Below are 12,957 nucleotides of genomic sequence, written 5' to 3' on the forward strand. Positions count from 1 at the left end.
ATGAGAGACAATATAATACCTCACGATTATCAAATATCCATAGAAGATAGACGAAAGCAAAATGGACACAATTCTTTTTTATTATGGTTTACAGGCTTATCAGGATCAGGTAAGTCTACTATAGCCAATGTGGTTGAACAGAAATTACATCAAAACAGTATTAAGACCTTTACGCTAGATGGTGACAACATTAGAAAAGGAATTAATAAAGACTTAACCTTCTCACCGCAAGATAGAACTGAAAATATCCGTAGAATTGCAGAAGTGGCCAATTTAATGGTTGATGCTGGTTTAGTGACACTTGCAGCTTTTGTATCACCTTACAAAAAAGATAGAGAGAACATTAGAAGTATCGTTAAAGATGTTAACTTTGTCGAAATATTTGTTAATACCAGCGTTGAAGAATGTGAAAGACGCGATGTAAAAGGGCTTTATAAAAAAGCACGAGCTGGAGAAATAAAAAACATGACAGGAATTTCAGCGCCTTATGAAGCGCCAGAAAACCCTGACATTGAAATAAAAACAGAAAACGAATCCGTTGAAGCAGCAGCTCAACGAATCGTAGATTATATTACACCAAAATTGTCAAAGCAACAATGAGTAAGTATTATTTAAATTATTTAGATGAATTAGAGAGTGAAGCAATTTTTGTTTTACGTGAAGTTTGGGCACAATTTGAAAACCCAGTAATTTTATTTTCAGGAGGAAAAGATTCTATCTTGGTAACGCATTTAGCAAAAAAAGCATTCTATCCTGCTAAAATACCATTTCCATTAATGCATGTTGACACTGGTCACAATTTCCCAGAAACCATTCAGTTTAGAGATGACATTATTAAAGAATTAGGCGCCCAGCTTATTGTTGGGTCTGTACAAGAATCTATAGACGAAGGTCGTGTTGCTGAAGAAAAAGGGAAAAACGCTACGCGTAATGCACTTCAAATTACAACACTTCTTGATGCTATTGAGGCAAATAAGATTGATTGTGCAATTGGTGGAGGACGTCGTGATGAAGAAAAAGCAAGAGCAAAAGAGCGTTTCTTCTCTCATAGAGATGATTTTGGACAATGGGATCCTAAAAACCAACGACCAGAACTGTGGAATATCTTCAATGGTAAACATTTTGAAGGAGAGCACTTTAGAGCATTTCCAATAAGTAACTGGACAGAAATGGATGTTTGGAACTACATAAAACGCGAGAATATTGCAATTCCATCATTGTACTTTGCACACGAGCGCGAAGTAGTTTGGAGACAAGACTCTTGGATTCCAAATTCTGAATTTTTAGTATTAGAAGATCATGAAGAAGTGGTGACTAAAAAGATACGTTTTAGAACACTAGGTGATATTACTATTACAGGAGGTGTAGAATCTGATGCTGATACATTAGAGAAAATTGCTGCTGAAGTTGCTGGTATGAGAAATACCGAGCGTGGTAACCGAAGTGACGATAAGCGATCAGAATCTGCTATGGAAGACCGTAAGCGTCAAGGATACTTTTAATCAATATTAAATAAAAAATTAACTGTCATGCCAAATTACATTTGGCATCTCATATAAAGATAACATGTTAGACAACAATCAATTATTACGTTTTACAACTGCAGGAAGTGTAGATGATGGAAAAAGTACATTAATAGGGCGTTTGCTATACGATTCTAAATCCATTTTTGAAGACCAACTTGAAGCTATAGAAAACACAAGTAAGAAAAAAGGTCATGAAGGTGTAGATTTAGCACTATTTACAGACGGTTTAAGAGACGAAAGAGAGCAAGGTATTACTATTGATGTTGCCTACAGATATTTTACAACACCAAAGCGTAAATTTATTATTGCTGATACACCAGGACATATTCAATATACACGTAATATGGTTACTGGAGCATCAACAGCTAACGTGGCGACCATTCTAATTGATGCACGACATGGTGTAATTGAGCAAACTAAACGTCATGCATTTATAGCGTCGTTATTGCAAATACCACACATTATTGTTTGTGTAAACAAAATGGATTTGGTTGATTTTTCTGAAGAAGTATTTAATAATATTGTTTCAGAATTTGAAGAAGTGTCTTCAAAAATGCTTGTTAAAGACGTTCGTTTTATACCAATGTCTGCGCTTTTAGGAGATAATGTTGTAAACAAATCAGAAAATATGCCTTGGTATCAAGGAGCACCTATGCTACATACTTTAGAAACAATGCATATTAGTAGTGATATTAATAAAGTAGATGCGCGTTTTCCTGTACAAACTGTAATAAGACCACAACGTGAAGGTTTTATAGATTATAGAGGTTATGCAGGTCGTGTAGCAAGTGGCATTTTAAGAAAAGGTGACGAGGTTACTATAATGCCTTCAGGCTTTACTTCAAAAATAAAGAGTATTAATCTTCATGATAAAGAATTAGAAGAAGCTTATGCACCAATGTCAGTTTCTATAACTTTAGAAGACGATATAGACATTAGTCGCGGTGATATGATTGTACGTTCAAACAATAAACCAGAGCCTTCTCAAGACATTGAGGTGATGTTATGCTGGTTAAATAATAGTGCGGCTAAACCTAGAGCAAAATATACTATTAAGCATACTTCTAACGACCAAAAAGCGATGATTAAAGAAGTGGTTTACAAATACGATATCAATACCTTGGAGCGAAATAGTGACGATACTGATTTATCAATGAATGATATTGCTAAAGTTAAAATTCGAACCACAAAGCCATTAATGGTAGATCCTTATAGAGAAAACCGAACTACAGGTAGCATTATTTTAGTAGATGATGCCACTAATGAGACGGTTGCGGCAGGTATGATAGTTTAATATCATAATTTAAAATCTTTTGAATCAATAGTTTGAGATTAGAATCATTAACTTTCTTACGTTTTATAGCAGCATATATTGTTGTTATTTTTCACTTTGGAAGCAAAACAGGTCTAGCTAATTTATCAAAACCCTTTCTTACATCTGGCTCAGAAATGGTTACCTTTTTTTTTGTGCTATCTGGTTTTGTGTTATGGATTTCTCAGTCAACAAGAAAATTTTCAACAAGGAAGTATTTTTTTGCCAGAGTAGGTAGAATATATCCTATTCATATATTGGCATTAATAATAGTTGTATGGCTTAACTATGGAATCAATAGTAAAAATAATCTCACAGGTTTACTACTATCCGTACCTTTAGTACAATCATGGTTTCCTACATACTCAACTGCATTTAACTTTCCTTCTTGGTCATTAGCGGTTGAAATGTTTTTTTATATCACTTTTCCGATGTTATTATTTGTTATTAAGAAAAGTAAAGTTTCACCTAAAAAGCTTTTTATAATAGCAATTACTTTTTGGCTCTTTACCCAATTAGTTTTAATAAATCTTTTTAATTCTGAAAATAGTTTAGTAATAAAACAGTTGGTAAATTATTTCCCTCCATCCCACCTGTGTAGTTTTGTTTTAGGTATAAGTGTAGGACTTATATATACAGAGAATTCCAAAAGAATTGAGTATAAAAAGCCATGGTTAGTTTTAGCGTCCTTCTTGTTAATTTATTTGATTTTACAGCATCCATTAAAGAACATTCTTGGTTATAAAATACCTTTGGGTTCTAGTTTTCTTGCACCAATATTTGCAGTTCCTATTATAGCTTTAGCTTTTACCAAAAATAAGATTAATGAATTTTTGGGTAATAAGGTATTTAAATTATTAGGTGAAGCAAGTTATGGGGTTTATGTTTTTCATATGCCATTATATATAGTAATAAAAAAATTCTCGCCAGATTTCTTTGCCACAGATAATGGTTTCTATATCTATTCAGTTTGTTTAGTAATTATTTCGATTATAATTTTTTATGCTATCGAAAAACCGTTGAACAAAACGATTAGAAGATTAGCATAATTATATTCTACTAAATAAAACACTTAATTAATCATTTTCCTTGTCTCAAAAGAAAAATAAAATAAAAGAATTCATTCAGTTCAGTATTAAAAACTCTGGCACCTTATTTATTCTTAAACTTTTAGGATTAGGATTAAATTATTTTATTCTTCTACTAATACTTCATTTCTATGATTTTAAAGGAAACGGTGAGTATGCGGTGGTATTAGAACTAGCAAGAGGTCTAAAAGTATTTGTTGTATTTGGGCTTGATTATTTATTGGTAAAGGAGTTAACATCAATTAACACGCAAAATAGAGGGCTAGAATCTTTACTCGGAACCTTTTTGGTTAATAATTTTTTATTTTTCCTTCTGTTTTCCTTCTGTCACCTAATATTTGATTTAGACATGAATATTTTCTACTGGACTATTTTTATGTCTGTATGGAGATTTACAGGGCATTATTACAGAGGAAAAGACAGTATGGTTCTCTATGGTTTTTTTGAATTTGTAATATTTCAGTTAATTGCACTAACGAGTATTATTTGTAGTAATTTTATTTTCAATGGTTTTAATTTTGAAACTATAATCAATATTTTAAGCCTCTTAGTTATTGTATTTTTAGCGGCTTTTAAATTGCCTAAAATCTTATCTCAGATAAACAAGAGTGTAATTGAAACGATTAAAATAACTTTTTTAAATCTCTATTCTGTTTATAAAAAGGGGTTTCATTTTGTTTTAACTAACTCAACCAATATTTTGTCAATCAGTATTTTATATGTAATAATCAAAGAAAATTACTCCTCTGAGGTGCTGGGTGTTTATGATACCGTTTTAAAATTTGCTATGATAGTTTCTCTGCCATTAATTGCGGCCTCAGGTAGAGTAATGACATTATCGGCTCAATATTTTAATAACGATAAAATGAATGAGCTTAGATCTTATATTCATAATATAACTAGGATGTTGATTATAGTGAGTACGTTAGCAGCTATTGGTGTTAGTATATTTTTTATAGTGTACTCTTTTTATTTTAATATAACACTTAAAGACTATTGGTTGCTTTTTGCTGTTTTGGTTGCTGGACAACTCGTTAACAATTGGACAGGTCCCGTGGGTATTGTTTTACAAGTAACTAATAATGAGAAAATATTTAATAGAATCACTATGCTCTTTGGGGCGTATTTAGTATTTTCAACTTTTATTTTGGCTAAATTTTTTGACATTTATATAATTGCAATAAACATGTTATTGTATCTGTCCTGTGTAAATTATTTTGCGCTTAGAGTACAAAAAAGGAAGTTGGATATAAGACCACATAAAAAGTTATTAAAAAAATAGAATGAATTTTATAGAGCAGAAGTATAGTAGTTTTAAGCGTTATCTAATGTGGCATTTTTTTGCAAAGAAACTTGGCTTAATACATGTTGTAGAATACCCGAAATCTGGGGGAACATGGATGACACAGCTTCTTGCAGATTATTTAGACATGTATTATCCCAGAAATGTGATTCCAAAATTTAAAAAAGCTGTAATTCATGGTCATTATATATATAGTCCAGCTTTTAATAAAACGATTTTAGTTATTAGAGATGGAAGAGACGTTGCGGTTTCTTATTATCACCATTTACTTTTAGGTAATGACCGTACACCGCAAAGTATTATCAACCATTATAGAAGTAAAGTACGGTTTACAGACTATGAGAATGTAAAAGAAAATTTACCTGAGTTTATAACTTTTTTAAACGAAAAATATACCAAACGAATTAATAGGCACAGGTGGTCAGATTTTATTGAAACATATTTAGATAAAGAAGATGTTCATATTGTAAGATATGAAGATATGCTCCATAACGGCGAAGAAGAATTGAAAAAAGCATTAGTGTTTCTTGGAATTGACGCAATTGATGATGATAAAGTTTCATCAGCTGTAAACAAGTTCTCATTTAAAAATCAAGCCAAAAGAAAACAAGGCGAGGAAAACAAAAAGAGTTTTTTACGAAAGGGAATTTCTGGAGATTGGAAAAATTATTTTACTAAAGAGAGTGGCTTAATTTTTAATAAGTATAATGCTGAGGCCATGAAAAAACTTGGTTATATTGATAGTAACGACTGGATCAATGAATTAAATTAAGAATCATTTTAATGAAACCTAATTATATTATAATATCAGGCACTAGTAAGGCTGCAACTACATCTTTGTTTAAGTATGTTGCAGATCACCCAGAAGTTTGCCCTTCATATGTTAAGCAGACAAATTATTTTTTAGATAGTTCCGATCAAGAAAGGTTAGACTTGAAATCCATAGAAAGATATGATGAGGACGCTAAGACCTATTTAAATTTTTATAAATGTAATGGCTCAGAAAAATATAGACTTGAAGCCTCACCTGATTACATGAATTATACAGGTGCTATAAATAAAATAAAGAAGTTTTTAGAAAGTAATGAAGGTGATGTTGTAATGATACTAAGAGAACCAGTATCAAGATTTAAATCTTGGTTTAATTATGGTAAGCAGCAAAATCTTTTGGATGATTCAGTTGATTTCCCTAGCTATTATAAAAAGGCAAAAGAATACAAAGGAGACGATAATTTAGCCCTACTAGCATATGAAACAGGGTTTTATAGTAATTACATTAAAGAGTTTTATCGCTCATTTGATAAGAAAAGGGTTCATATATTTTTTTATGAAGAATTAATCTCTGACCCCAAGAGCTTTATGATAAAGTTTTCAGAGAAACTGAAATTAAATAACGAATTTTATCAAGATTATGATTTTAAGCAATACAATAAAACTATAAAAGTAAGGTTTAAGACCATATCTTGGTTTTATGCAAGTCTTAGATCGTTTTATATGCAACACCTCTTTAAAGGTAAAGCAGGTGTTCGTTTTGGTAATTTTTTAAAAAACACTTTAAGCCCGTTATATCAAAAATTTAATACGAAAGATGTCGTTGACAATAGATTTGACCTAGAAACAGTTAATCAGTTATCGCAAGATTACAAAGAAGAATTAGGACATCTTAGAGAACTTTTGGAAATAAAAAAGTTACCTTGGTAAAATACCTGTATATTAATTAAACAAAGCCAATAAAAATGAAAACAAGCACCCTAAAAAGTACTATTATATTTACACTTCTTTTAACATTCTTTATTTCAGCATGTAAGAATGAAAAGAAAGAAGATAATAAGGCTACGGACAATACTCCTTCAGAAAAAAAAACCAAAGAAAATAAAAAGATAAATGATGAAAATAATTTGAAATTATTTTTTGACGGCACAATTCAGAATGACGATGAGATACAACTTGCTTTTAAAGATATTGAAGGGGAGAACCATCTTTCTAAAAAAATTAAAGGTTCTGATAGTCGTTGGCAAAGAATTTCTTTTAGTTTTCCGGAGGAATCTATTCCTTATTCCTTTAGGTTGAGTTTAAATAACAACGAAAGTAATAAGATAAAGTTTGATAAAATCGTTTTAAACCGTAAAAATGATAGGATAATAATTAGAGACTCTGCTCTGCTAGTTTACTTTGAACTTAAAAATTTAAAACATGAGTTTGAAGGGAAAAAGTTAATACTAGAAAAAATTTCAGCAAATCAAAAGGCAGAGTTGGTGTCAAAAGATAATTTAAACAGCAGGATTGAAAATAGATATTCTAAAATAAATCCATAAATTTCTTTTTTCGTGCTATTAGGTGCTGTTCTTTTCGTAATTTTTCTAGGATTAATATTCTTTTTATTTAAAGTTTTAAGATATCTTATCATTAGCCCTACATACATTTATCTTATCTTCAATGTAGTTGTTGTTATACTTACGGTGCCGTATTTTTATTTTTACGACAATAAATTTTCAATTGCCGAGGTAGATTGGATTATGGCAAAAGACTTTTGGAGTGTTTTAAATATGTATTTGATTGCTAATATCGCATTTATCTTTGGGTTTCTGTTATATCATCAAGTCTCCACGCCCAAAATACGAAACTTATATAAAAGTGATTTAAACCATAAATTATTTACAAAGTATATAATCCCAGAATATTTCATTAAGATAGCTTACACATTAACACTATTGGTTGTTGTTTGTTACTTATTTACATATGGAAAATTACTTCTTGTCAGAGAGGATTATATTCCAGAGTTTGAAAACAAATTCTTAATTACAATCGCAAAAGTTATTTCCCTTATTGGATCAATTATATTGGGCTTAGTTCATAATAAAAATAAATATTCCAGCTGGTTTCTTATTGTAGTAATTACCGCATTTACATTTGCAACCGGCTCCAGAATTACATTTTTAATTTTGATGCTTTATTTTTTGACTATTTTCCAAATGTCTGGAAATACTAAAAAGAACAAATTAAGATTTCTATTTCAGATAGTAATCTCGTTTGTGTTTTTATCTTATTTAATTTCACTGAGGCAACTCAAAGAACATGGTGTAGTTCCATACATAGCAACATTGTTTTCGGAAGATTCTGATATAATAGAGTCTGTAGCTTTTAATATTTACTATTCATTTATTTTCGGTGTTTTTGCTACTGCTAGAACTATAAGAGAAGCAGATCCTAATTGGTACTACATGTACGTAAGCCTTAATCCATTGCCAGGTAGTATGGTTGGTTGGCCAGAAGTAGCGGAAAACCTTAAACTAACTAAGTTTATGCCCTTTACTCTGCACGGTCAGGTTTTTAAGATGGGATACAGTTTTTTAGTTTTCTTTTTTCTCTTGATTGGTTCGCTCTTTTCTTTTTTTGAAAAAAAAATTAGAAAGTTTTTAATTAATGACAAAAAAAGAACAGCTGTTCTTTTTACTTTAATTTTATCACTATTTATTTTTTATAGTTTTGAGTATCATCTTAGATCTGCTTTTAGATATATTTATTATGCGTATTTTGTTTTATTAAGTGTTTATTTTTTTCAGTCTTTATGGAGGTACATCCCTAAAAAGAAAACGCAATGAAAATTTTACTAATAGGCCCATTACCAAACCCAACAACAGGAGTGTCATTAGCTAATAAAGTTGTTTATGATGGTTTGAAAAAAAGGAAAAACTATAGAATAGATGCTATTAATACATCTTACAACAAATTTGAAGAAGACTTAGGGGCATTTTCAATATCCAAAGCATGGTTTTTTTTAAAGTTAAACTTTTTTAGTTATAAAATATTTAGGTTTGATGTAGTTTACATAACACCAGGACAAACTTTTTTTGGAGTCCTTAAATATGCACTTTTTATATTACTTGCTAAGCTATTGAGTAAGGAGATAATTATACACGTGCATGGCAATTACTTAGGAAAAGAATACCATTTATTAAAAGGCGCAAAAAAGAAGATTTTTAAAGCATTGGTAAGTACAGTTTCTAAGGGTGTTGTATTATCAGAATCATTAAGAAGCAATATGTTGCCTTTTACAAATGAAGAAAACATTTATGTACTCTATAATTTTGTTCAAGACAATAACTTTATTAATAAACATGCGTTCTCTAAAAAACTATTAGATAATGAATTAAAAATAATTTTTCTAAGTAATCTAATGGAAGAGAAAGGTATCTTCGATCTACTAGAAGCGTTATTAATTTTAGAAAAAAACAATATAAACTATGAGGCTAAAATAGCTGGCAATATAGATGCTAAACATAAAGAAAGGGTAGATAAATACTTTAATGAATTGTCTAATACAAAGTATCTCGGTGTTGTCTATGGAAAAAACAAAAAAGACTTGTTAGAATGGGGAAATGTATTTATACTGCCAACGTATTACATTATGGAAGGTCAGCCTATTTCTATTTTAGAAGGAATGGCTTCGGGTAATTTAATAGTCACCACTAAACACGCAGGAATTCCAGATATTTTTACAGAAAGCGAAAATGGCTTTTATGTTGAAAAACGAAACCCTCAGAGTATTGCTAACACACTAATACAAGTATTAGAGAACCCAGAATTATCGAAAAGAATAAGGACGAATAACTTAGAGATTGCAAAGAGCAAATATAAAGTACATCATTTTATTGATAACTTTATAGACATACTTGAAAGTTAGTAAGACAATGAAACAAGATTTAAGTAAATACAAAAACCCCAAAGGGTTTAGAGGGCGTTCTGCTGTTGTAGTACAGTTGTGGTGGCTGGTACATTCAATTTTATTTAAACCTTCACCACAATTTCTTTATGGCTGGAGAAGATTTCTTCTAAAAAGTTTTGGAGCACAAATTGGTAAAAACGTTTTACTCAGACCTTCCGTTCAGATAACTTATCCCTGGAAAGTGAAAATAGGAGATAATTCTTGGATAGGAGATGAAGTAGTATTGTACTCTTTAGGAGAAATAGAAATTGGCTCTAATACGGTTATTTCCCAAAGATCATACATATGTACAGGATCTCATGATTATACAGATATTAGTTTTCCTATTTATCAAAAAAAAATAACAATTGGCGATGAGTGTTGGTTAGCTACAGACGTATTTGTAGCACCAGGACTTACAATAGGAAACAAAGCTGTCGTAGGTTCTCGTAGCACTGTATTAAAAGATGTTGAAGAAGGAACAGTGAATGTAGGTTCTCCTTGCAAAATGATAAAAAGAAGATGAAGAATATAACTATTATCGGTGTAAACTATTACCCTGAAGATAGTGCTATAGGACTATATTCTACCCAAAAGGCTGAATACCTAAGCAGTAAAGGGTTTAATGTTTCTGTAATAACAGGCTTTCCATATTACCCTCATTGGAAAATAAATAAGGACTATATAGATAAAAATAAGTTCTTATTTGAAGAGATTAATGGTGTAAAAGTTTACCGTTACAAACAATATGTGCCAGAGAACCCAACCTTTATTAAAAGAATAAAGCATATTATTAGCTTTACTAAAGGAAGTTATTTTAACTTAAAAAAAGTAGAGAAACCAGATCTTGTAATTTCTATTGTTCCTTTTACATCTGGTATACTATTGGGATGGTTGTTAAAGAGAAAACACAAATCCAGATTATGGGTACATATACAAGATTTTGAATTTGATGCAGCTTTTGAATCTGGTTTGATTAGCAAAAATAAGGCGCAAATATTTAAGCTATTATTTAATATAGAAAGGTTTTTACTAAAAAAGGCAGATGTTATAAGCACTATTAGCAATGGTATGTTAAGTAAGCTAAAAAGCAAAGTCTCTAGAGAAGGTTATTACCTAACAAATTGGTTAGATACAAGTAAATTCCAAATGGAGTTTGAAGAGGCTCATCCATTTCTTAACGATGCAGGTAAATTTAAAATATTGTATTCAGGGAATATAGGAGCAAAGCAAGATTGGGAGGTTTTTTTCAGTTTCTTAGACAAGTTAAAAGGGCATGATGATGTAGAAGTTGTGGTTGTTGGTGAGGGAGCAAACAGAAAACAAGTACAATCTAAGCTGAATGATTATGATTTTGCAAGCTATTATCAGCCTGTACCATTTGAAGATCTTCCTAAAATGTTAAAAAGTGCAGACTTACATGTATTGTTTCAAAAAGACGATGTCATAGATACAGTAATGCCATCAAAAATCTTGGGTATGATGGGTAGTGGTAAACCATCATTAGTTACTGGTAATATGGAATCTGAAGTAAAACAAATATTTGATAAATCGTCAGCTGGTTTTTATTTTAGTAATAATCAAATTGATGAAATGGAAAAGACTGTTTTAGAGTTAAAAGAGAACAAAAGTCTTCAAAAACAGTTGGGTGAATCTGCCAAGAACTTTGTAATAGATAATTATTCAAAACACGTTGTTTTAGATAATTTTATAAAAGAGATAAATAGTTTGCTTAAATGAAAAAAAAGCTTCTAAAAGTTAGTTTAATTCTGTTTTCTCTTTTTATTCTGATTCCTTCAGAAAAGAGAGGGATTCTTGTTATTCTGTTTGCCTTAATAGCTGTAATAACTTCGCCTCAATATCCAAAAATAAAAACATTAAAATTATTTCTAATAAATGCACTTCCGTTCATTATTTATCTCTTAAGTCTTTTACTTTACTTTGATCCAGAACAAACACCAAAGAAGTTAGAAACAGGATTGTCAATTATAGTGTTACCTCTAATTTTTGCGATAATCAATAAAGAAATATTCAATAAAAAAGTTGAGATTTTGATGCAGAAGGTGTTTGTGTTTTCAGCAGTATTATTCTCATTAATAATACTGATTTATTTTATGAATTTAGGCTATTTTACAGGGGTCAAAACATATGGCTACTGTTTGTCTAAACTAACAAATAAACTTCCGTTGTTGGCAGATCACCCAATATACATATCAATAGCGTTGAGTATTGCTATTCTGTTTTCATATAATATTTATCTTAATATAAGCAAGTATTATGAAAAAATAGTATTATTAATTGCTGTATTTATTGTTTTCGCTACAATTCTTTTTTTATCTAGAAGAGGACCTGTTTTTGCATTATGTTTAGCATTAATACCTGTTTTATATAAACTATACAAAAGTTCTAATAGAAAGAGTTTGTTTATGAAATTAGGCATTGGAGCGATTGTTTCGGCTATTACAATTATTTTATTAGTTAAACCCATAAAAAAAAGAGTTTTTGAGGTCTTAAATCCAAAAACTTATGTCGAAAAAAATGAAACAAATTCAACAAACAATAGAATTCAGATATATAAATGTGCTGTAGAATTAATAAAACAAAAGCCAATTTTGGGTTACGGCATAGGAAGGGATAGAAAAGAACTTTACGACTGCTATAAAGAAAATCTTTATTACCTCTATGAGAATAAATTTAATACCCATAATCAATACCTAGGGATTTTATTAAGATTTGGCACACTGGGTTTGCTTTCTTTCTTTTTGTTTTTATTATATAATTATAGAGCTGCATTAAATTCTAAAAACATTATTTTTTTAAGTATTTTAATCTTCTATACTACAAATTTTCTGTTTGAAAATGTTTTAGAAAGGCAGAATGGGGTTATTTTATTTTCCTTTTTAATCAATTACTATTCTTTTAAGAACATAGAAGATGATTAAAGTTTTAAAAAAAATTACTATTCATTAGTATATTTATGGCCTACTGACCTTTTTTGTATAAGATTGAATTAGTTTTTGTTA

Annotated in this window: 13 protein-coding genes; all 13 read left to right on the forward strand. The window is 30.2% G+C overall.

What is annotated here, in order from left to right; all coding sequences use genetic code 11:
• Positions 1-600 carry an adenylyl-sulfate kinase gene (gene cysC / locus V1468_RS04420; RefSeq protein WP_331809032.1) on the forward strand — a complete coding sequence of 200 codons (600 nt, stop codon included), beginning with the start codon at positions 1-3 and terminating at the stop codon, positions 598-600.
• Positions 597-1,502 (forward strand): sulfate adenylyltransferase subunit CysD, encoded by a 906-nt coding sequence (cysD, locus tag V1468_RS04425; RefSeq protein WP_131506372.1) that lies wholly within the window; start codon positions 597-599, stop codon positions 1,500-1,502. Before cysC ends, cysD begins: the two co-directional genes overlap by 4 nt.
• Before the next feature lie 64 nt (positions 1,503-1,566).
• On the forward strand, positions 1,567-2,820 hold the full coding sequence (cysN, locus tag V1468_RS04430; protein WP_331809033.1) for a sulfate adenylyltransferase subunit CysN: 1,254 nt from the start codon (positions 1,567-1,569) through the stop codon (positions 2,818-2,820).
• 32 nt (positions 2,821-2,852) lie between these two features.
• Positions 2,853-3,887 carry an acyltransferase family protein gene (locus tag V1468_RS04435; protein WP_331809034.1) on the forward strand — a complete coding sequence of 345 codons (1,035 nt, stop codon included), beginning with the start codon at positions 2,853-2,855 and terminating at the stop codon, positions 3,885-3,887.
• Between the two features lie 40 nt (positions 3,888-3,927).
• Entirely contained in the window at positions 3,928-5,208 is a 1,281-nt protein-coding gene (locus V1468_RS04440; RefSeq protein WP_331809035.1) for a lipopolysaccharide biosynthesis protein, read from the forward strand.
• Between the two features lies 1 nt (position 5,209).
• A complete protein-coding gene (locus V1468_RS04445; RefSeq protein ID WP_331809036.1) occupies positions 5,210-6,001 on the forward strand; it encodes a sulfotransferase domain-containing protein in 792 nt (263 codons plus the stop codon).
• Between the two features lie 11 nt (positions 6,002-6,012).
• Entirely contained in the window at positions 6,013-6,930 is a 918-nt protein-coding gene (locus V1468_RS04450; RefSeq protein ID WP_331809037.1) for a sulfotransferase domain-containing protein, read from the forward strand.
• Positions 6,931-6,965: 35 nt separating this feature from the next.
• Positions 6,966-7,544, forward strand: coding sequence for a hypothetical protein (locus V1468_RS04455; RefSeq protein ID WP_331809038.1), 579 nt, complete (start codon positions 6,966-6,968; stop codon positions 7,542-7,544).
• Positions 7,545-7,745: 201 nt separating this feature from the next.
• Positions 7,746-8,831 (forward strand): hypothetical protein, encoded by a 1,086-nt coding sequence (locus tag V1468_RS04460; RefSeq protein ID WP_331809039.1) that lies wholly within the window; start codon positions 7,746-7,748, stop codon positions 8,829-8,831.
• Positions 8,828-9,913, forward strand: coding sequence for a glycosyltransferase family 4 protein (locus V1468_RS04465; RefSeq protein WP_331809040.1), 1,086 nt, complete (start codon positions 8,828-8,830; stop codon positions 9,911-9,913). Before V1468_RS04460 ends, V1468_RS04465 begins: the two co-directional genes overlap by 4 nt.
• A gap of 7 nt (positions 9,914-9,920) precedes the next feature.
• Positions 9,921-10,460, forward strand: coding sequence for a putative colanic acid biosynthesis acetyltransferase (locus tag V1468_RS04470; protein WP_331809041.1), 540 nt, complete (start codon positions 9,921-9,923; stop codon positions 10,458-10,460).
• Positions 10,457-11,674: a WcaI family glycosyltransferase gene (locus V1468_RS04475; RefSeq protein ID WP_331809042.1), complete on the forward strand. Its 1,218-nt coding sequence runs from the start codon at positions 10,457-10,459 to the stop codon at positions 11,672-11,674. Before V1468_RS04470 ends, V1468_RS04475 begins: the two co-directional genes overlap by 4 nt.
• Entirely contained in the window at positions 11,671-12,876 is a 1,206-nt protein-coding gene (locus V1468_RS04480; RefSeq protein ID WP_331809043.1) for an O-antigen ligase family protein, read from the forward strand. Before V1468_RS04475 ends, V1468_RS04480 begins: the two co-directional genes overlap by 4 nt.
• The last annotated feature ends 81 nt before the right edge of the window (positions 12,877-12,957 follow it).

Origin of the sequence: Winogradskyella poriferorum, from assembly GCF_036553625.1 — a bacterium.
In the GTDB taxonomy this organism is placed as follows: domain Bacteria; phylum Bacteroidota; class Bacteroidia; order Flavobacteriales; family Flavobacteriaceae; genus Winogradskyella; species Winogradskyella poriferorum.